This is a genomic window from Bacillus velezensis, assembly GCF_001461825.1.
Taxonomy (GTDB): Bacteria; Bacillota; Bacilli; order Bacillales; family Bacillaceae; genus Bacillus; species Bacillus velezensis.
On record NZ_LLZC01000019.1, the window covers coordinates 500,377 to 520,587 of the forward strand.

The following is a 20,211-nucleotide window of genomic DNA, read 5'->3' on the forward strand; positions in this document are numbered from 1 at the left end:
CATTTACAAGGCAGTTTCCTTCAAGATACGTTAATATAGAGAAGACAAGACTCTAAAGGGGGAAACCGAATGGCTAAGTACATAGGATACGCGGGAACATATACAAAAGGCGGAAGCGAAGGCATTTATTGTTTTGAACTTGATACAGAAGCGAAACGGCTCAGCCGGCCGAAGCTGGCAGCAAAGCTCGGCAACCCGACATACGTCACTCCGAATTCTGATAACAGCATGCTGTATTCCATTGAAAAGACAGACGGAAAAGGCGGCGTCGCAGCCTATCAGATTCATCAGAACAGCGGGGAATTAACTTTTGTGAACCATCAGCTGATTGAAGGCCCGTCTCCATGCCACGTCAGCATTGATGATAAACATGAATATGTGTTAACCGCTAATTACCACAGCGGAAAAGTGCACGCCTTTCCCGTCAATGAGGACGGAAGTCTGCGGGAGCCGGCTGCCGAAGCCGCTCATACGGGAACAGGTCCTCATGAAAGACAAGAGAAACCGCATACCCATTTCGCAGGCTATACACCTGAGCATAACTACATTGCAGCCGTCGATTTAGGGACGGATACGCTGTATACTTACCAAATGAAAAACGGTTCGCTCACAGAGGTGAAAACTCATTCTTTCGCACCGGGTTCAGGGCCGCGCCACATCGTTTTCCATCCGGCGGAAAAATACGCCTATGTCATGACGGAAATCAGTAATGAAGTCATCGCGCTTGAATACAACCCGACCTTAGGTGAATTCAGAGAGCTGCAGGTCATTTCCGCTTTGCCTGAAGGCTTTACGGACAAATCGCAAGGCAGCGCGATCCGCATATCTAAAGACGGCAGATTTCTTTATGCCGCCAACCGCGGACATGACAGCATCGCCATCTATAAGATCAACCAATATTCCGGTGAATTGTCTCTGATTGAATGGGTGCCGACAGAAGGAAACTGGCCGCGTGATTTCGCGTTTGACCCTTCCGAGACATTCCTTGTCGCGTCAAACGAAGAAACGGGAAATCTGGTTTTGTTTGAACGTGATCCGGAAACAGGCAAATTGACTCTGCTTCAATCTGACATTCCGGTTCCGTATCCGGTCTGCGTGTCATTTCTGCATCAGGTTTAATCAAAAAAGAAAGCTGACTTTATATTGTCAGCTTTCTTTTTTGTATAAATGGCAGGCGACAAAACGCCCCGCCTTCACTTCTTCAAGCTCAGGCGTTATCTTACCGCAGAGCTCCATCGCTTCAGGACACCGCGTCCTGAATACACAGCCGCTCGGCGGGTTAAGGGGGCTCGGGAGCTCCCCTTTCAGAATAATCCGTTCACGCTTGTCCTCAAGAAGCGGATCAGGAATCGGGATTGAGGATAAAAGCGCCTTCGTATAAGGATGAAGCGGTTCCCGGTAAAGCGCAGCGCTTTCTGCAATTTCCATCATGCGGCCCAAATACATCACGCCGATCCGGTCGCTGATATGCTTGACCATTGATAAATCGTGGGCGATAAATAAAAATGTCAGCCCTTTCTCTTTCTGAAGCCTTTTTAAAAGGTTGACGACCTGAGCCTGTACCGACACATCCAGCGCTGAAATCGGCTCATCCGCCACGATAAATTCGGGATGCAGAGAGAGCGCTCTGGCAATCCCGATTCTCTGCCTCTGTCCGCCGCTGAATTCGTGAGGATACCGGCTGCCGAAATCCGGATGGAGCCCGACAGCTTCAAGCAGTTCATCCGCCATCATCAGACGGGCTTTTCTTGTATTGTAAAGATTGTGGATTTCCATCGGCTCCATAATAATTTCCCTTACGGTCAGGCGCGGATTTAACGAGGCGTAAGGGTCTTGGAAAATCATCTGCAGCTTGCGGAAGAAGACAGACCGCTGTTCTGCCGCGGCACGGTGTATATCCGTCCCTTCATATGATACCGAACCGGCCGTCGGGTCATACAGACGGAGAATAACCCTTCCGAGCGTCGATTTACCGCATCCCGATTCTCCGACAAGTCCGAATGTTTCCCCTCTTTTAATGTGAAAACTGACACCGTCGACTGCTTTTACGGCTTTCTTTCTTCCTGCGTCAAAATGCATTTTCAGCCCGCTGACTTCAAGGAGCGGAGATGCCGTCATTTTCTATTCCCCCTTTTCGCTTATACAGCGGCGTACGGTACATAATTCTTTTTCATAGACGGTTCCTTCTAAAGACAGCACTTCGATTGTTTTTCCCGTTTTCGGGGAGTGCAGCATTCGGCCGTCTCCCAGCGCCAAACCGACATGGTGGATCGCGCCTTTTCCTTCTTCATAGGCGAAAAACAAAAGGTCAGCCGGCCGGATATCGTTTACCGCCGCGCCGCACCCGGCTTTTGCTTGGTCCTTTGCATCACGGGGAAGGGTATAGCCGTTTGCTTTAAATATCGAATACATAAACCCGGAACAGTCAAACCCGAAACCGCTCAGTCCTCCCCATAAATACGGAAGCCCGAGAAACATCATGCCCGTTTCGATGACATCGGCCGCCCGTCCTTCCGTATGCCGGCACTCGTCTGCGTCAGCTTCATTTACGAACCGTTCTCCGAGGGGCGTCACCACCCGGAAAAAACCTTTTTCACGTCCTGGAGCCGGAAGACGCGTTAAGAAACTTACTTCCAAGTCCGGTTCGCCGTTTGTGTGATATAAAAAAGCTGTCGGTTTGGTAATCCATACGGCGGGGGAAGATGTATGAAAGCCGTCTTTTGAAAGCTGGCTTTTTTTCATCCAGCCCGGATATCCGCGCGCGTCCTTGTTTGAAGGCTGGCCGGGAACGGCGACAAAAGCCCATTCCCCTTCCTCTTTGAGAATGATCACTTCTTCTCCGAAAAGCACTTGCGTTTGGACAAGGTTGTCTGTGCATAATTGCAGCCGCTCTTCATATCCCATAGACACTAACCATTTTCTGATCTGCGGCGGGTTTTCGAGCATCGGCGCATCATCCGAACGGGGAGATGACGGCAGCGTCCATACGTTGGCTGCCGCCGCTGTAACGGCTGCTCTCATCCTTTCGCCTCCTCTTGTATCGACACACCGGTAATGCCGAGACCCGGTTCATCGGGAATCGTAATCTGACTGCCGCTGTATGTGATGCCGCCTTGAATCAAATCATCTTTCAGCATAAGCGGCGCATCAAAATCAAACCTTGTCACATTCCGTTTGCCCGCGGCAAAATGAGCCGCGGCGGTGATGCCGAGCTTGGTCTCAATCATGCTGCCGACCATGCATTCCACGCCGCACGTTTCGGCCATCGCATTGATTGTTTCCGCCTGCTTTATGCCGCCCGCTTTCATCAGCTTAATATTGATTAAATCGGCGCTTCTCGTCTGCAGCACGTGAAAGGCCTGACGGGGGGTAAAGACGCTCTCATCCGCCATAATCGGCGTGTCTACGGCATCTGTGACCTGCTTCAGCCCGGCGATATCGTCTTTATGAACAGGCTGCTCGACCAGCTCAATGCCCAGGCCGGCGTCTTCCATCTTTCGGATCGCAGTCACGGCTTCTTTCGGCGTCCAGCCTTGGTTGGCGTCCAATCTCAGTTTGACGTTTCCGCCGACACGTGATCTGATCGCCTGAATCCGGGCAACATCGTCCGATATGTCACCTATGCCGACTTTTATTTTTAAAATATGAAATCCTTTGTTCACATAACGGTCTGCATCCCCCGCCATCTCCTCAGGAGAATTGACGCTGACGGTAAAATCTGTTTCCAGTGTATTCCGATAGCCTCCGAGAAGCCGGTAAAGCGGCTGTCCGTGCATTTGCGCCCATCCGTCATATACAGCCATATCCACCGCGGCTTTTGCGCTTTGATTTCTTTCCAACAGCCGGCTGATATCATACAGAACAGCTTCCGTGCCGAAAAGGCTCCGCCCCAAGAGAACGGGCTTCAGCACATCGTGGACGGCGCTTTCAATACCGGCCGTGCTGTCGCCTGTAATGACAACCGTCGGCGGCGCCTCCCCCCAGCCGGTCAGACCGTTGTCAAAAGTGAGCTTCACAATGACCGATTCAGCATTGTAAACCGTGCGCAAAGCGGTCTTAAACGGCTTTTTCAGCGGCACGGACATCCGTCCCGTTTGAATATCTGTAATCTTCACGCCTGATCACTCCCTTCCGGAAACCCCCGATTCAATCGTTACCGCTTTGGCCGCCGTATCCATAACCGCGCGGACTCCGATCGGAACGGCGAAGCTCGGTGAACAATGGCCGATTTTAAAGCCTTTAAGCGCGGGCTTCCCTGATTTGACAATGTAATCATTCAGCACTTGCTCTAAGGTAAGGGACTTTTCTTTGTTTTTCGGTTCGCATTGGTGAAAGTCACAGACCAGGATTCCGGCTGCATCTGACAGTTTTCCTGCCATCTTTAATTGATTCAGCATTTTGTCGATTTGATACGGCTCCTCATCAATATCCTCGATAAACAGCAATTTGTCTTTCGTATCGATTTCAAACGGCGTGCCGAGCGTGGACGTAATGAGCGACAGATTGCCGCCCGCAAGCTCTCCCTCGGCCCTTCCGCCTGTCAGCACCTCTAAGGGAGAAATGTCCTCCGTATAGGTGAATTCCGTTTCTGCAAAAAGCTGATGATACGACGCTTTTGTCAGGGGATCAGCGTCTTCAAGCCCGACATCCGTGCTCAGCATCGGGCCGTGAAATGTGACGAGCCCCGTATTTTGATGAATGGCGGTATGTAAAAACGTAATATCGCTGTATCCCCAGAAAATTTTCGGATTGCGGCGGATTAAGCCGAAATCGATGTCGGCGGCAATGCGGCCCGTGCCGAATCCTCCGCACGCGCATATCACCGCTTTGACATTCTGATCACTAAACATGTCATGGAGATCATCGAGACGCGCCCGGTCCTCTCCCGCCAAATAGCCGTGACGAGTCTTCAGCGCCCGGCCGAGTTTCACTTGAAGGCCAAGCTCATTCTCTAAAAAACGCAGCGCGGTTTGCAGCGTCCCGCTCTCAGGCGGGCTTGCGGGCGCAATCACACCGACCGTGTCGCCTTTTTGCAGTGCTTTCGGTTTATGGTTCATGACTTTTTCAATCTCCTTTCCGGATTGAAAAGTGAAACACGCCGCTCCTTTAATGGATAAAGAGCGGCATATGTTTCCGCTGTAAGATCAGGACTTTTCCGCCCATTTCAGATCAATGTAACCGACGGGGTGCCGGACAATGCCCTTCACGCCGCTGTTCTGCAGATGCACCTGATTGTAAAAGTAAATCGGAATGATCGGAGCCTCATTCATGAGCAGCTTTTCCGCTTTATGCATGAGCGCAAAACGTTTTTTGGCATCGGCCTCCTGTTTTGCCTGCTTGATGCAGCCGTCGTATGCCGCGCTGCCCCAGCCGGTGCGGTTCATGGAATTATCCGTTTGGAAAGCCTCAAGAAAACTGATCGGATCTGCGTAATCCGGTAAAAATGAGCTTTGAGAGAACTGGAACTTCAGTCCTTTCTGCTCTTCTAAAAAGACGTTCCATTCCATATTGGCGAGCTTAACGTCTATACCGAGCACACTTTTGAGCTTCTGCTGAACCGCTTCCGCTATTTTCTTATGCTCCGGTTTTGTGCTGTATGTCAATGTAACGGCGGGCAGCTTGTCATAATGCTCTTCCGCCATGCCTTTTTCCAGCAGTTTTTTGGCTTCTGATTCATCCGGATTTAATAAACTGCCGCCCGCTTCGCGGAAATCTTTCCCGTCAGGCTGAGTAAATCCCGGGGATACAAAGGCATGTGCCGGCTTTTCACTGTTTTTGGTCACATAATCCGTGATTTCTTTCTGATCAATCGCTGCGGCGAACGCTTTTCTGATCTTCTCATTTTGAAACGGCTCCATTTTTACGTTAAAACGATAGAAATAGAGTCCGGCCTGATCCCACGTGCGGACATTTTTTCCTCCCATCAGCTGCTCGCTCAGCTCTGCCGGCACAAAGGCGGTATCCAAATCCCCCGACTGGAACATCTGATAGTCGGTATTCCGGTCACTGACCATCGCCCAGGTGACTTTATCCAGTTTCACCGTCTTTTTATCCCAATACGTCTCGTTTTTGACCATCGTCATGCTGTCGTCATGCTTCCATTCCGTCAGTTTGAACGGCCCGTTGCCGACAAAGGTTTTTGCTTCAGTGAACCATTTCGGATCAGCCTTGGCGACCTTCTCATTAATCGGGAAATACGCCGGATTGGACACGACGCTCAGAAAATAATCCTGCGGTGCCGCCAATGTGACGACAAGCGTTTTTTTATCTTTTGCCGTGATTTTCACGTCTTCTTTTTTGCCTTTTCCGCTGTTAAATTCTTCCCCGCCTTTGATCATATAGCCGAGAAATGCGGAAGATGCGCCCGTTTTCGGATCGAGCATCCGTTTCCAGGCGTACACGAAGTCTTCCGCCGTAACGGGATCGCCATTTGTCCATTCGGCGTTATCACGGATATTGAAGGTATATGTCAGCTTATCAGCGGACACCTTCCAGCTTTCCGCCATGGCCGGTTCGGGTTTATTATCTTTTCCGAGCCTCGTCAATCCTTCCATGATGTTATTCAGCGGCTGCCAGGAAACATTATTAAATCCGATCGGCGGATCAAGTGAGGTCGGCTCATTTTCGTTATTGAGCCGCAGCACCGTTTCACCCCCCTGTTCTTTTGCTTTGCCGGGTTCTGTCCCCGCCTGTTCATTGGCTGTACAGCCCATCAGAGCAAACGAAACAACAGCAATCACACCGATCGCCCATCTCTTTTTCATTTCAATCCCCCTTTTTCCTCTGCTGCCGTCAGCTGCTGCTTCAGCCGCTCTGCACGGTGATCCTGAAGCCAGCAATTAACGATATGGCTTTTGGATTTCACGGTTGTTGCCGGGTATACCTTTTCACAGACGATCATCCTGTCCGGGCAGCGGGCGGCAAACGGGCAGCCCGGCGGCGGATCGAATAAATCAGGCGGCGTCCCGTCAATCGGCGACAGCTCACTATCCTCCATATCCAGCCGCGGCACTGAACGAAGCAGCCCCTTTGTGTATGGATGAGCCGGACGGTAAAAAATATCATGCCTCGTGCCGATTTCGGCGATTTTCCCCGCATACATGACGGCGACTCTGTCGGCGGTCTGAGCGACGACGCCGAGATCATGCGTGATCAGAATAATAGACACGCCTGTTTTTCTTTGAATCTTCTTAAATAATTCAAGGATTTGCGCTTGAATCGTCACATCAAGAGCCGTTGTCGGTTCATCGGCGATCATAATTTCCGGCTCGCAGATCAGAGCCATCGCGATCACGATCCGCTGCCGCATGCCCCCGCTTAATTGGTGGGGGTACTGCTTCAGGCGGGATTTCGAGTCCGGGATACCGACCAGATCCAGCATGGCGAGAACTTCGGATTCAGCTTGTTTTCTTGTCATGGCGCGGTGTTCCAACAGCGCTTCTGAGAGCTGATCCCCTATGGTCAAAGTCGGATTGAGCGCCGTCATCGGGTCCTGAAAGATCATAGAAATATCGCGCCCCCGGATTCCCCGCATTTCCCGATCCGACATTCGGCAAAGATCTTTCTGTTTAAATTGTATGCTTCCGGATTCAATCTTTGCCGAATGTTTCGGAAGAAGGCCCATCACGGCTTGTGACGTCACGCTTTTTCCGCAGCCCGATTCACCGACGATCGCAAACGTTTCACCTTTATATAAATCGAAGCTGACGCCTCTGACGGCTTTTACAGTGCCTCCGTATGTTGAAAAAGTAACATGCAGATTTTGAACGGAAAGAACTTGCTGCGCCATTTTTCCTACCTCCTCAGTTTCGGGTCTAACGCGTCCTGCAAGCCGTCTCCAAGTACGTTAAACGCGTACATCGTCAAGGAAATGAAAAAAGCGGGGAAAAACAGCCGCCACCAATGGCCTGATAAAATCGCCGGCAGCCCGTCGTTTGCCATGACGCCCCAGCTTGCAAACGGCGCCTGAATGCCGAGTCCGAGAAAACTTAAAAATGATTCCGCAAAAATCGCCGCCGGCACCGTAAGCGTCATTTGGACAATAATGGCTCCCATCGTATTCGGCAGCAGATTTTTCTTAATGATCCGAAATGTTTTCGCTCCAAACGTTTTCGAAGCCAATACGTGTTCATCATGCTTCATCCTCAGCACCTGTCCTCTGACGATCCGCGCCATGCCGACCCATCCCGTCACGGTCAGAGCGACGATAATGGAACTGAGCCCCGGCCCCATCAGCACCATTAACAAAATGACAACGAGCAGATACGGCAATCCGTAGAGAACCTCGATGATTCTCATCATGGCGCTGTCTGTCCGGCCCCCTTTGTAGCCGGCGACGCCTCCGTAGATAACTCCGATCAAAAAGTCGATCAGCGCCGCCATCACACCGACAAATAAAGAGATCCTCGCTCCGTACCACGTTCTTGTAAACACATCCCGGCCAAGTTCATCGGTTCCGAACCAGTGTGAAAAAGACGGCGGAAGATTCTGCTCGGCGAGCGTCTGCCTTGTCACGCTGTGCGGTGATATCAGCGGACCGAACACAGCCGATAGAAACAGGCAGCATAATATCACAAGGCCGGCCATCGCCAATTTGTTCTTTTTAAGCCGCCGCCACGCATCCTGACTGTAAGACAGGCTCGGACGCTTGACCGACTCGGTTTCACCCTTTCTTTCCGCGCCCGGCTGAAACCAGTCATCAGGCACTTCTGTGTGTTTTACCGTTTCTTGCGGGAGATTCATCAGGATCACCCTTTCTTATGAAGTTTTATGCGCGGGTCTAACAGGCCGTATGCCAAATCAACCAGAAACAGCAGGACGATCAGAATCACACTGTAAAATACGGTCGTTCCCATGATGACCGGGTAATCACGCTGATTGATGCTTTCTACGAAATATTTGCCCATTCCCGGTATGGCAAAAATTTTCTCGATGACGAAACTGCCCGTTAAAATACTTGCGGCAAGCGTCCCGAGTACTGTCACAACAGGCATAAGAGCGTTTTTTAATGCGTGTTTGATCACAATTTTGACGGGAGAAAGCCCCTTTGCTTTTGCCGTGCGGATGTAATCCTGAGTCAGCACTTCGGCCATGCTTGATCTTGTCAGCCTCGCGATAATGGCCATGGGACCGACGGCAAGCGCAACAGTCGGCAGGACCATGTGAACGGGACTCGTCCAGGTAGCTGCCGGAAACCATTTCAGATGAACCGCAAATTGCTGAATCAGCAGCGTAGCCATAATAAAATTCGGAATAGAAATCCCGAGCACCGCAAGGCTCATGGCCGCATAATCGAGAAAGCCGCCGCGCCTGAGAGCGGCCATTATGCCGAGCGCGAGCCCGGAAATAACAGCGATGATGATCGCCGTTATCCCAAGCTCAAACGAGACCGGAAACCCGCGTTCAAGCATGGCGTTTACACTGTCTGACGGTTTTTTAATTGAAGGACCGAAATCAAAGGTAAGAATGGATTTTAGATAGATGGCGTATTGAGTGATAAGAGGTTCGTTCAGATGGTAGTAGGATTCGAGATTTCGCTGGACCGCTTCGTTTGTGCCCCGCTCTTCGTTAAAAGGCGAGCCGGGTATCACTTTCATCATGACAAATGTCAGAGTGGTGATGACGAGGACGGTCATAATCATGGCGATAAAACGTTTGATAAAATACCGCAGCAATGCCGTTCACCCCTTTAACAGAATGTTGTTCTCATGGCGAGTTCTGTCATGACGAGCATGGCCTGATAGGCTTCCGGCATGTCTTTTGCCTGAAATTGAACGATTGTCGTTCCCGGGATGATTTCTGTGCCCGGCATTAAATGGGCCCATTCAGCCTGTCCGTAGTTGGCAAATTCAATGCCTAATACAGGTCTTTCAGGCGGAGTCAGCGGTTTGACCTTATCTTTATTTTTGAGCGCATAGGCTGTTTTTTCCGTCAGGAGCCGTCCGGCTTTTTGAGGGGACAGGCATTTGACCGCGGTTCTTGAAATGGTTTGTTTGACGGCGGCAGTCGTTACATTCGGGATCAGCTCCTCCGCTTCTTTTGCGGCGCAATCGTCTCCGGCAGCCATGATGACAGGGACATCGTAAAATCCGGCGAGATAGGCATTTAACCCCAGTTCACCGACCGGCTTATCATTTATGTAAAAGTGGCGGACGCCGAATATCATGCTGTGCGACATGACGCCCGGCATCGACGCTCTCGCATGATAGCCGATAAACATCACACCTGAATACGATTCATCAAGCCCCTGCATCATGGAAAACGGCTTGACATCCCCCGTAATCAGCTCTGCCTCAGGGTGAAGTTTTTCCGCGAGCAGATTATTCATCTTTGAGTGGCTGTCATTCACGGTCACTTCCGTGCATCCGTTATTAAACGCTTCTGCGATGCACCAGTTTGCTTCTTCGGTCATCAGAACCCTGCCGCGCTCATAATTGTGCATGCGGGAATTGACAAATGTTTCATCAGGCAGTCCGGAAATCCCTTCCATATCCACAGATAGATACAGTTTCATGTAATGCCTCCTTTTTTACTTAAAATTTCGATATTAAATTATGAATATTCTAACAAATTATATTAAAAAAGGATGAAACATGCAATATACCATTCTGCTATTATGGGAAAAAACAAACCCTTTTCACCGGGAAAAGGGTTTGCTGATAGAAAAAGTTACATACCGTTTTTGCTTATATGATGACGCTGAAACTGTCTGACCGCACTTCTGTATTCACGATCGGGAATGACCTGATGCCTGATCGGTTCAGCCGCCTGCTTACGGACGGCATGCGGTTTATGCGCCAGCTTATGTCCCATGCCGGTCGCATTCATGACAAATGATAAACACACTAAAAGCAAGCTTAAGATGAAAGCAATAAGAAACAAATCGCTGTATGTTCCCATCAGCAGGTCATGCGGCGATTGTGTGCCGCGCGCGCCCCGAAGCATGCCGGAAGCATCTCTTTTCGTAAAATACCCTATTAAAACAGGTGCGCCCATATAAATGAACAGCCTTAAAAACTGAACTGCCGTCATGCGTTTCACCAGTTCCGGAAGCGGTCCGCCCAACGCGGCTCCCATCAGTCCGGCTGCCACAATAAGCCCTGTCCCGGCCGCCAGCATCACGAAAAGCCCCGCAAATAGAATAAGCGGTATATGATGATCCGCCGACATCCATTGGAAATTCACGAACACCAGTATAACAGAGCCTGTTATGCCGAGCATGCCCGGACCGACTTTATCATATGCTAATGCACTGATGACAGCGGCGATGGCCACGCCTCCCAAAAGGCTCGCATATAGGAATATCAGTTGAGTTTGTGACATATGATATGCGGTCTGAAGCTCCCCGTGAAATGCAGAAAGACTGACCGCTATGGAAATACTGCCCGCAGCGATCATGAAAACACCCAGAATCGGCTTTGGAATCAGCATAAGTTTAATCGAAATCAGCGCATGTTCGTTTCTGTACTGCATGATCAGCAAGATCAGAAGAATGACGATGCTTCCTCCAAATCCCGCCAATGTCTGCCATGATGAAAAGCCCCATTTCGGCAGATGAATAAATGTATAGGCGGTCAGCACGGCTGATACACCCGCTAACAGAAAACCGATGCCGTCAAATGGAGATTTTTCAGCATTTTTATGAGCGTCATCCCGCAGCCACATATAACTGAAAATGAGGCCGAAAAAAGACAGCAGGCCAAAAATGCCGAACAGCCAATGCCAATGGCCGGCGCTTGCCGCCGCCGTGCCTAAAACGGTCCCCATAATGACGGACCCGTAAAATCCGCCGATTAACACAAATAATGCGTAATTCCGGCGCTCAATCGGAAACGAAAGCACCAGCATCGGGATCATAATCATCAGCATAGTGCCCGCCGCAGCTCCCTGTAAAAAACGGCCCGCGGCGAGCGGATAAATATCATTTGTCACAGCAGCAAGGAGCGCTCCGATGACACCCGCGGCCATCGAAATCATATAGACAGGCCGGGAGCCGAATCTTTTTCTTAAATACGGCCCCGCCGGCACGAATAAGGCAAATGCCATATTACCGATAATAATCGGATGAAAAGAGTCAAAGTTTTCCCCGCCGACCGTCTGCCGGACAAGGCTTTGGACAGCCGAAAGAGCGGTATTCGACATCAGCCCCGGCCCGACCGCCAGCACAGCGAGCAGAGAAATAATCCAGTGATGTTTTTCTTTCATGTGACAGCTCCTTTCTGACTATTTGACAAAGTGAAAAAGCTAACAGATTTCCCCCATTAGCTTGACAGAATTTTTCATATCTTTTCATGTGAAGGATTGAACATAATTTCTCATTTATTATTTCAAATCCGATGGAAATTGTCAATATAAAGCGCCTCCGTCCGATTACGCCTTTTTCACAATTTCCCACAATCTTTTCATTATTATCCCACACTTTTTGTTTAAGATGGAGTCAGTAATAATAGGCAAATCATGCTATGATGAAAATAGAGAAACGGAGTGAACATGATGGATAACTATCGTGATGAAAATCGGACAGACCAAAAAGAACAGGAAGTCCTTTTAGTAAAAGAAAACCCGCAGCCGGCCAGATATTCCGCGCCGGACGAGGACAAGAAAAAACGAAGCTTCGGCTGGTTCAGACCGCTTCTCGGCGGAGTGATCGGCGGAGGGCTCGCCCTCGGCATCTATACATTTACGCCGCTTGGAGACCATCAGACTCAAGATACTTCCAATACGGCTCCCGCTCAGGAAACGTCATCGGTAACCGCCAAGCAGACATCTTCTGATTCCGGCAGCAGCAAATCGGCAAACAGCTCATCGGCAAATTCAAGCAGCATTTCGAATATGGTGGAAGACATTTCACCGGCGATCGTCGGAATCACCAATCTGCAGAAGCAGCAAAGCAGTTCCGATTTATTCGGATTCGGATCAAGCTCAGATTCAAACTCAAATTCATCGGGTGAAGATGCGGAAACGGGATCGGGTTCAGGCGTTATTTTTAAGAAAGCAAACGGCAAAGCGTATATCATTACGAATAACCACGTGGTCGAAGGCGCCTCTTCCCTTAAAGTGTCATTATATGACGGCACCGATGTAACAGCTAAACTCGTCGGCAGCGACTCTCTGACAGACTTGGCCGTTTTAGAAATCAGTGATAAACACGTGACAAAAACGGCAAGCTTCGGCAGCTCATCCGCTCTCAGAACGGGTGAATCCGTCATCGCCATCGGTGATCCGCTCGGAAAAGACCTTTCCCGCACCGTCACACAGGGCATCGTGAGCGGCTTAAACAGAACCGTCTCGATCTCTACGTCAGCCGGCGAGTCAAGCATCAACGTCATCCAAACCGATGCCGCCATCAATCCCGGAAACAGCGGCGGACCGCTCTTGAATACAGACGGCAAAATCATCGGCATCAACAGCATGAAAATCAGCGAAAGTGATGTAGAAGGCATCGGCTTTGCCATCCCGAGCAACGATGTAAAACCGATCGCCGAAGAGCTTCTCACGAAAGGACAGGTGGAGCGCCCTTATATCGGCGTGAGCATGATCGACTTGGAACAAGTGCCGCAAAACTATCAGGAAGGCACACTCGGGCTTTTCGGCAAACAGCTGAATAAAGGCGTTTATATTCGCGAAGTGGCGCAGGGCTCACCTGCAGCCAAAGCCGGATTAAAAGCAGAAGACATCATTATCAGCTTAAAAGGGAAAGAAACCGACACGGGCAGCGAACTTCGCAATATTCTCTACAAGAATACGAAAGTCGGCAGCACCGTTGACGTGAAGATTATCAGAAACGGCAAGGAAATGACGAAAAAAATGAAACTGACTCAAAAAGAAGAAACATCTTCTTAACAAAAATCCAAGGCAGCCGCCTTGGATTTTTTATATACGGATGAAACTTTAGGCCTGGATCAGCCGTATGACTTAGTGTACAAAGGAGGATACATACACATGAAACAAACCGGACTTTTGCTGGTCGTTACCGGTCTGATCTTGCTGCAGCTGAGCATTCAGCTTCCTCAGCAAAACGCTGCTTGGGGAATGACGCTTGGTGCAAGCATTTTACTGAACCTTTCGGGAACCGGACTGATCATGCGCTCTCTGCACACGCAGACCGGCCGCAGATGAATAAAAAAAGCCGCGGGACATTCTGTATCCCGCGGCTTTTATTTCACATAAAAGCACCCTGTCCGCTGGCCGGACAGGGTGCTTCGGTTAAGACATATGCTGGTCCCGATAAATCTTTTCATTTTTAATGCCGTACGCTTTTTGCACGATATAGAGCGGACGATCTTTTGCTTCGTCATAAATCCTTCCGATATATTCGCCGATCATTCCGAGCATTAATAGAACGATGCCGCTGAATAACAGCTGTATCACAATCAGAGAGGACCAGCCCGTAATGGTGCTGTTCGTAAACAGCTTCATGTATAAAACGATAAACATATAGAGAAAACCCGCTCCGGACATGATCATTCCCGCATAACTTGCCGCCTTGAGCGGTTTATGAGAGAACGTTGTGATCCCGTCCATGGAAAGCTTCAGCATTTTTTTAAGCGGGTATTTCGTTTCCCCCGCAAGCCGCTCATCTCGTTCATATTCTACAGCAGTCTGCTTAAAGCCAACCCAGCTGACGAGCCCTCTGACAAAAGGATTTTTTTCTTTTAATTTTTTCATCTCATCACAGACTTTTCTGTCCAGCAGGCGGAAATCTCCGGTGTCGAGCGGAATATCAATATCAGTCACGTTCCGCAGCAGCCGGTAAAACATAGAGGCCGTCTGTTTCTTGAAAAAGGTTTCTCCCTTTCGTTTCGTTCTGACGGCGTACACCACATCGTAGCCTTCTTTCCACTGCTCAATCATATCAAGGATTAATTCAGGAGGGTCCTGCAAATCGGCGTCAATGACGACGATTGCATTCCCCTCTGCATAATCCATACCCGCTGTGATCGCGATCTGATGTCCGAAGTTTCTGGAAAAATCTATAATTTTCACTCTCGGATCAATCAGACTTTGCTCTCTTAAAATCTCAATACTGCGGTCTTTGCTTCCATCATTGACAAAGATCAATTCATAATGCTCTTTTGTTTGATCCATCACTTCTTTCAGACGCTGATAGGTTGTCTGAATGACGAGTTCCTCGTTATAAACCGGGACGACTATTGAATATTGAATATGTCTGCTCATGTTTTTTCCTCCTATTCATCAGATTGAAGTTCGTATAGTGAAGCTGATTGGTTCATTCCGCCCGGCCCGCCGCTCATTCGGCTGTTTTTACCTGAGGCCTTGCTGCTTTTTTTATCAGCTGCATCACTATTTTTCGTTTTCTGATCTGTGTTTGATTGCCATTTATCTGAAGATACTTTCTTTCCGTTTTTCTCAACCCACTGCACAATATCGTTATTTCCGCCTTTGCCCATTCCGGATGCTAAGAAGTATTTTACTTTCCCTTCTTTTACGAGCTTTTTAAATTGGGCCAGCGTAATGGCCGGGTCAGACCCGCTGTATCCGCCGATCGCCATGACCGCTTTTTTCGTTTTAATAATGTAAGGCGCCGCAGTGTTGGAATCGGTTGTTGCAAATAGATAGTCCGCTCCGGCGTTGTGTTTCTCTAAATAGTTGATCAGTTTTGTATTGACAGATGCGTTATCCATTCCCATGCCTTTTCCGCTTGTTGAAGCGAGCTGAGGGCCTGTTTCAGGCAATGAGCTGTTGCCTCCGTACAGAAGCGGTGTGCTCGCCCAATAAATCGGCATGACCATCAAGACGAGAAGGGCTGCAAGTGAAACATAGTAACTGAGCGGTTTTTGGCGCTGTTTGAATACGAACAGAGCGATGGCAGCCACTGCGCCGATAACGCCTACTCCGATGCTCCAGCCTGCGCCGATTTGATCATTGTAGTTTCTGAGGATAAACAGCTCAAATCCGGTTGTCACAAGAATAGCGGCCGGCAATAGCCAAGTTTTCCATCCCGCCTGCTTGCGGTACAGATGAACGAGGGCGACCCATCCCGCACCGACAAGTGCCGCGATCGGAGGCGCCAGCATAATGAGATAATAATGGTGGAAAAATTCTGCGACACTGAAGAATCCGGCAATCGGCACAAGCCACGCTGCCCAAAAGATCGTTTCCTTCTGTTCTGCTGATAATCGTCTTCTTTCTCTCGCCCCGGCGATCAATAAACCGGCCATTCCAAAAATCGCAAACGGCAGGAGCCAGCTGATCTGATCAGATAATTCCGTTTGGAAAAGGCGCAGCGGACCAGGGGTTCCCGTACCGAACATTCCTGAACCTGATTGCATTTTCGAGCCGGTGCCTGTACCGCTTTTTCCTCCGCCGCCGGGACCGCCTCCGCCGCCATCTCCGCCGCTTGGAGGGCCTCCTTGACCGCCGCTTGGCATTTCGCCGCCGCTTGGCATTTTCCCGTTAGATGGAGGTGCCGTCATACTGCCGTTTTGTGATTTGTCTCCGCTTGCTGAACTGCTGCTTGAAGACTGGCCAGGCGGTTTTTGCATTTGTGAAGAACCGCCGGAAGAAGACATCTCTTTCGATGCGTTTCCGTCCGGCCCGCCCTGGCCGCCGCCGGAACTTTGCCCTGTCAGCCGCTGAATCCCGTTATATCCGAAGGCCAATTCCAATACGGAGTTTGTCTGGCTGCTTCCGACATATGGCCTTTTGCTGGCAGGAATATTGTCAACAATGAGCGGCCATGACAATGAAACGGCTGCTAAAACGGCTAACGCGCTTACCAATGAAATGATTTTTTTCTTAATCGTGGTGTTTGCCGCAATCATATAGAACAGCAAGAAGGCCGGCAAAATCATATAAGCCTGAAGCATTTTTGTGTTAAAGCCTGCTCCGACGACAAAAAATGCCGCCAAAAGCCAAATCAGTCTGCCTTTTCTGATTGCTTTAAAGAGAAGCCATGTAGCGAACAAGAGGAAAAAGACCAGTAAAGCATCGACATTGTTCGTCCGCGCGACCGCTACTGCGATCGGTGTACACGCCATGACAAATGAGGCGATGCGCGCCGCCGTTTTTCCGAACGTCGGCTTTATTAATAAGTACATGAATAGAACTGAACCTACACCCGCCAATGCCTGAGGCAGGATGACGCTCCACCCGTGCATACCGAATATCAGCGCGCTGATCGTTTGAATCTGGTATGTAACAGGAGGTTTATCTACCGTGATAAACCCGGCTGCGTCAAATGAAGCGTAAAAGAAATTATGAAAGCTTTGAAGCATACTCGTTACCGCTGCGGTGTAATAAGGATTCACCGTATCGTCATTCCAGATGTTGTACATATTCAAGAATGCGGAAGCGAGTAAAATGAGAATTAAGACTGCGTCTATCTCGCGTTTTTTCATTTTCACCTGTGTTTTCACTCCTTTTGTTTAACTTTGAACAAGTGTAACAACCAAATGTGAAAAATTTATTAATAAACAAAGACAATTATTTTGCCGTTTACAAATAGGTAAAAAGAATGACAAAACGGGTAAAAAAGAAAAAAAAAGATGCCCCCGTCAAGCCGGGAGGCATCTGTCATGATTTCTGATTTACTGAATCGGTTTCAGCCGCGCTTCTATTTCAGAACGGCGGTGTTCGAGATAAGGCGGGAGCGCAACCGTTTTGCCCAGCTCTTCAGGTTTTTCATCAACCATAAATCCCGGACCGTCCGTTGACAATTCAAACAGAATTCCGTTCGGCTCCCGGAAGTACAGCGCTTTGAAATAATAACGCTCTACAATGCCTGAGTTGCTGAAACCTTCTTTCGTAATGATGCGGTGCCATAAAGCAAGCTCCTCTTCATTCTGGACGCGGAAGGCCACATGGTGCACGCTGCCTTTTCCAGGACGCTCGCGCGGAAGATCGTTTCTTTCAATGAGATGGACTTCTGTACGCGCGCCTCCGTTTCCGGATTCGAGCACCGTAACCGTGCCCCGGTCTTCATGCGTTTCTTTCCCGATTTCAGTGAAGCCCAGCACATCGGTTAACACACGCAGCGTCGGTTCTGCATACGGGACGGTCAATTCAACGGGACCAAGACCGCGGAAAGAATATTCTTCCGGTATGCCGCTTTGCTTCACCGCTTCACCGATGTCTTTTCCTTTTTCGTCAGCTGTCAGCACAAGCCGCTGTCCTTCATGATCCTGAAAAGCGAGTGTGTCCCTGCCCGCTATTTTCACGATCTCACTGTGAGAGACCTGATGCTCTTCAAATCGTTTTTTCCAATATTGGAGCGCTTGTGCATCCGGGACACGCAGCCCGATTGAAGAAATACTGTTTGTTCCCGCATGAAACGGCGCAATCCGCGGAATCTCGAAAAACGTCAATTCAGATCCCGGATTGGCTGTTTCATCACCGTAAAACAAATGATACATCGTCGGTTCATCTTGGTTTACGGACTTTTTCACAAGCTTCAGTCCCAGGATGTTCCGATAGAAATCTAAATTTTTCTGCGCATCAGCCGTAAATGCTGATACATGGTGTATTCCATTAACTTTCATTATGTTATCCTCCAGTCAATTATCTCGATTTCGAGATATTTATATATACAATTTATGTTATCCGGATCGTAAAGTCAACCCATCTGCTTCACAGACGGTTAGCAGACTGCCGCTCCCTAAATAACGAACCTTTGATATAAAAAAACCATTAATGTTCGCTTTTAAAACGGTATTTTTTCCTTCTCAAAAGCAGAAACCTTTATCTTTTAGGGAAAACAACAAAATCAGAAAATTTATTTTATTCGCGTTTCAGCAATTAGGGTTTACAATATGGAAAATAGTTTTTTCATCATGACGATTTTACATCTGGAGGGAAAGGATATGCAGATTGAAGAGAACGGACTTAAAAAAGAGATCGGCCTTACCATCGCCCTCTCACTTGTTATCGGCACCATCATCGGTTCCGGCGTATTTATGAAACCAGGCGCCGTGCTTGCCTACTCCGGTGATGCGAAAACCGCGCTTATCGCGTGGCTGTTAGGAGGTATTTTGACGCTTGCAGGCGGATTGACCGTTGCGGAAATCGGCACTCAGATTCCGAAAACGGGCGGACTTTATACATATCTCGAAGAAGTGTACGGCGAATTTTGGGGCTTTTTGTGCGGATGGGTTCAAATTATCATTTACGGCCCCGCCATTATCGGAGCAATCGGCTTGTATTTCGGCTCTTTGATGGCGCACTTGTTCAATTGGGATTCCGGCTGGTCTAAATTGATCGGGATTTCAGCCGTTTTGTTTTTAAGCATCATTAATATTATCGGAACGAAATATGGCGGCATCGTCCAGGGAATTACGACTGTCGGCAAATTGATTCCGATTATCTGCATGATCGTGTTCGGCCTTTGGAAAGGCGATCAGCATATTTTTACAGCCGTTACAAGCAGCATGTCGGACATGAATTTCGGCGCTGCCATACTGGCCACCTTGTTTGCTTATGACGGCTGGATTCTGCTTGCGGCACTCGGCGGCGAGATGAAAAATCCGGAAAAGCTGCTCCCGAGAGCGATGACGGGCGGACTGCTGGTCGTCACCGCCATTTATCTTTTCATTAACTTTGCGCTGCTGCACATTCTTCCTGCGACCGACATCGTCAAACTCGGTGAAAATGCGACCGGCACCGCTGCCGGAATGCTGTTTGGCGACATCGGAGGAAAATTGATCAGCGTCGGAATCATCGTCAGCATCTTCGGCTGTTTAAACGGAAAGATTCTCGCTTTTCCGCGTGTCTCGTTTGCGATGGCGGAACGGAAACAGCTGCCGTTTGCCGGACAGATTTCGCGGGTTCATCCGACGTTCCGCACCCCGTGGATTGCCGTGTCATTTCAGATCGCGCTGGCCATTATTTTTATGATCGCCAGCAATCCCGATAAGCTGTCTGAAATCTCTATTTTCATGATTTATATTTTTTACGTCATGGCCTTTTTCGCCGTGTTTATCCTCAGAAAAAAAAGCGGCGGAAAACCGCGCGCCTACAGCGTGCCTTTGTATCCGATCATTCCTGTTTTGGCCATCGCGGGTTCACTGTTTGTGCTGATCAGCACGATCATTACAGATACACTGAGCTGCGCGCTGTCCCTCTTGATCGGCCTCGCCGGGCTGCCGCTTTATTTTTGGCTGAAAAACGGCAGAAAAAACTGATAAAAACGGTTCCTTTTACGGGAGCCGTTTTTTTTCTGGCAAAATCACGTGCAAAAGTTGACAGCAAATTCAC

General features: G+C 49.2%; 17 protein-coding genes. 4 read left to right on the top strand and 13 right to left on the bottom strand.

Annotation, left to right across the window (positions count from 1 at the left end; translation table 11 throughout):
- Window positions 1-69 precede the first annotated feature (69 nt).
- Window positions 70-1,119, top strand: coding sequence for a lactonase family protein (locus AR442_RS12975; protein WP_021493810.1), 1,050 nt, complete (start codon window positions 70-72; stop codon window positions 1,117-1,119).
- Window positions 1,120-1,146: 27 nt separating this feature from the next.
- Here the strand turns inward: AR442_RS12975 and AR442_RS12980 are convergent, their stop codons facing one another.
- The 10 genes from AR442_RS12980 to AR442_RS13025 form a co-directional block, all read right to left on the bottom strand.
- On the bottom strand, window positions 1,147-2,118 hold the full coding sequence (locus AR442_RS12980; RefSeq protein WP_053285024.1) for an ABC transporter ATP-binding protein: 972 nt from the start codon (window positions 2,116-2,118) through the stop codon (window positions 1,147-1,149).
- Window positions 2,119-2,121: 3 nt separating this feature from the next.
- Window positions 2,122-3,021: a C40 family peptidase gene (locus AR442_RS12985; RefSeq protein ID WP_022553461.1), complete on the bottom strand. Its 900-nt coding sequence runs from the start codon at window positions 3,019-3,021 to the stop codon at window positions 2,122-2,124.
- Window positions 3,018-4,115 (bottom strand): mandelate racemase/muconate lactonizing enzyme family protein, encoded by a 1,098-nt coding sequence (locus AR442_RS12990; RefSeq protein ID WP_021493812.1) that lies wholly within the window; start codon window positions 4,113-4,115, stop codon window positions 3,018-3,020. Before AR442_RS12990 ends, AR442_RS12985 begins: the two co-directional genes overlap by 4 nt.
- Before the next feature lie 6 nt (window positions 4,116-4,121).
- A complete protein-coding gene (locus tag AR442_RS12995; protein ID WP_022553463.1) occupies window positions 4,122-5,057 on the bottom strand; it encodes a S66 peptidase family protein in 936 nt (311 codons plus the stop codon).
- Window positions 5,058-5,144: 87 nt separating this feature from the next.
- Entirely contained in the window at window positions 5,145-6,764 is a 1,620-nt protein-coding gene (locus AR442_RS13000; RefSeq protein ID WP_022553464.1) for a peptide ABC transporter substrate-binding protein, read from the bottom strand.
- Complete coding sequence (locus tag AR442_RS13005) at window positions 6,761-7,789, bottom strand: ABC transporter ATP-binding protein (RefSeq protein WP_015388346.1); 1,029 nt, start codon at window positions 7,787-7,789, stop codon at window positions 6,761-6,763. The genes AR442_RS13000 and AR442_RS13005 overlap by 4 nt, the downstream gene beginning before the upstream one ends.
- A 5-nt stretch (window positions 7,790-7,794) precedes the next feature.
- Window positions 7,795-8,742 carry an ABC transporter permease gene (locus tag AR442_RS13010; protein WP_003154782.1) on the bottom strand — a complete coding sequence of 316 codons (948 nt, stop codon included), beginning with the start codon at window positions 8,740-8,742 and terminating at the stop codon, window positions 7,795-7,797.
- 5 nt (window positions 8,743-8,747) lie between these two features.
- Entirely contained in the window at window positions 8,748-9,674 is a 927-nt protein-coding gene (locus tag AR442_RS13015; protein WP_007610853.1) for an ABC transporter permease, read from the bottom strand.
- Window positions 9,675-9,688: 14 nt separating this feature from the next.
- The gene (locus AR442_RS13020; protein WP_007407248.1) at window positions 9,689-10,513 is read right to left on the bottom strand and encodes a M55 family metallopeptidase; all 825 of its coding nucleotides are present in this window, start codon (window positions 10,511-10,513) and stop codon (window positions 9,689-9,691) included.
- Between the two features lie 155 nt (window positions 10,514-10,668).
- Complete coding sequence (locus AR442_RS13025; RefSeq protein ID WP_053285025.1) at window positions 10,669-12,204, bottom strand: MFS transporter; 1,536 nt, start codon at window positions 12,202-12,204, stop codon at window positions 10,669-10,671.
- A gap of 288 nt (window positions 12,205-12,492) precedes the next feature.
- Between AR442_RS13025 and htrA the strand changes: the two genes are divergently transcribed.
- On the top strand, window positions 12,493-13,842 hold the full coding sequence (htrA, locus tag AR442_RS13030) for a serine protease HtrA (protein ID WP_152908836.1): 1,350 nt from the start codon (window positions 12,493-12,495) through the stop codon (window positions 13,840-13,842).
- A gap of 99 nt (window positions 13,843-13,941) precedes the next feature.
- Window positions 13,942-14,118, top strand: a complete 177-nt coding sequence (locus tag AR442_RS20655; RefSeq protein WP_014417532.1) for a hypothetical protein — start codon at window positions 13,942-13,944, stop codon at window positions 14,116-14,118.
- Between the two features lie 87 nt (window positions 14,119-14,205).
- On the opposite strand, the gene AR442_RS13035 is transcribed toward AR442_RS20655, so the two are convergent.
- The 3 genes from AR442_RS13035 to AR442_RS13045 all read right to left on the bottom strand — a co-directional run bounded on the left by AR442_RS13035 (window position 14,206) and on the right by AR442_RS13045 (window position 18,500).
- On the bottom strand, window positions 14,206-15,177 hold the full coding sequence (locus AR442_RS13035) for a glycosyltransferase family 2 protein (protein ID WP_025649641.1): 972 nt from the start codon (window positions 15,175-15,177) through the stop codon (window positions 14,206-14,208).
- 11 nt (window positions 15,178-15,188) lie between these two features.
- Window positions 15,189-17,366: an ArnT family glycosyltransferase gene (locus tag AR442_RS13040; protein WP_014417530.1), complete on the bottom strand. Its 2,178-nt coding sequence runs from the start codon at window positions 17,364-17,366 to the stop codon at window positions 15,189-15,191.
- Between the two features lie 183 nt (window positions 17,367-17,549).
- Complete coding sequence (locus AR442_RS13045) at window positions 17,550-18,500, bottom strand: ring-cleaving dioxygenase (RefSeq protein ID WP_053285027.1); 951 nt, start codon at window positions 18,498-18,500, stop codon at window positions 17,550-17,552.
- Between the two features lie 321 nt (window positions 18,501-18,821).
- Between AR442_RS13045 and AR442_RS13050 the strand changes: the two genes are divergently transcribed.
- Window positions 18,822-20,138 (top strand): APC family permease, encoded by a 1,317-nt coding sequence (locus tag AR442_RS13050; protein WP_007610842.1) that lies wholly within the window; start codon window positions 18,822-18,824, stop codon window positions 20,136-20,138.
- Window positions 20,139-20,211: the final 73 nt, after the last annotated feature.

Bases quoted from the DNA above. Each gene is read 5' to 3' on its own strand.
- AR442_RS13045 (WP_053285027.1), bottom strand. From the start codon at position 18,500: ATGAAAGTTAATGGAATACACCATGTATCAGCATTTACGGCTGATGCG.
- AR442_RS13005 (WP_015388346.1), bottom strand. From the start codon at position 7,789: ATGGCGCAGCAAGTTCTTTCCGTTCAAAATCTGCATGTTACTTTTTCA.
- AR442_RS12980 (WP_053285024.1), bottom strand. From the start codon at position 2,118: ATGACGGCATCTCCGCTCCTTGAAGTCAGCGGGCTGAAAATGCATTTT.
- AR442_RS12985 (WP_022553461.1), bottom strand. From the start codon at position 3,021: ATGAGAGCAGCCGTTACAGCGGCGGCAGCCAACGTATGGACGCTGCCG.
- AR442_RS12975 (WP_021493810.1), top strand. From the start codon at position 70: ATGGCTAAGTACATAGGATACGCGGGAACATATACAAAAGGCGGAAGC.
- AR442_RS20655 (WP_014417532.1), top strand. From the start codon at position 13,942: ATGAAACAAACCGGACTTTTGCTGGTCGTTACCGGTCTGATCTTGCTG.
- AR442_RS13050 (WP_007610842.1), top strand. From the start codon at position 18,822: ATGCAGATTGAAGAGAACGGACTTAAAAAAGAGATCGGCCTTACCATC.
- AR442_RS13035 (WP_025649641.1), bottom strand. From the start codon at position 15,177: ATGAGCAGACATATTCAATATTCAATAGTCGTCCCGGTTTATAACGAG.
- AR442_RS13010 (WP_003154782.1), bottom strand. From the start codon at position 8,742: ATGAATCTCCCGCAAGAAACGGTAAAACACACAGAAGTGCCTGATGAC.
- AR442_RS13000 (WP_022553464.1), bottom strand. From the start codon at position 6,764: ATGAAAAAGAGATGGGCGATCGGTGTGATTGCTGTTGTTTCGTTTGCT.
- AR442_RS13020 (WP_007407248.1), bottom strand. From the start codon at position 10,513: ATGAAACTGTATCTATCTGTGGATATGGAAGGGATTTCCGGACTGCCT.
- AR442_RS12995 (WP_022553463.1), bottom strand. From the start codon at position 5,057: ATGAACCATAAACCGAAAGCACTGCAAAAAGGCGACACGGTCGGTGTG.
- AR442_RS13025 (WP_053285025.1), bottom strand. From the start codon at position 12,204: ATGAAAGAAAAACATCACTGGATTATTTCTCTGCTCGCTGTGCTGGCG.
- htrA (WP_152908836.1), top strand. From the start codon at position 12,493: ATGGATAACTATCGTGATGAAAATCGGACAGACCAAAAAGAACAGGAA.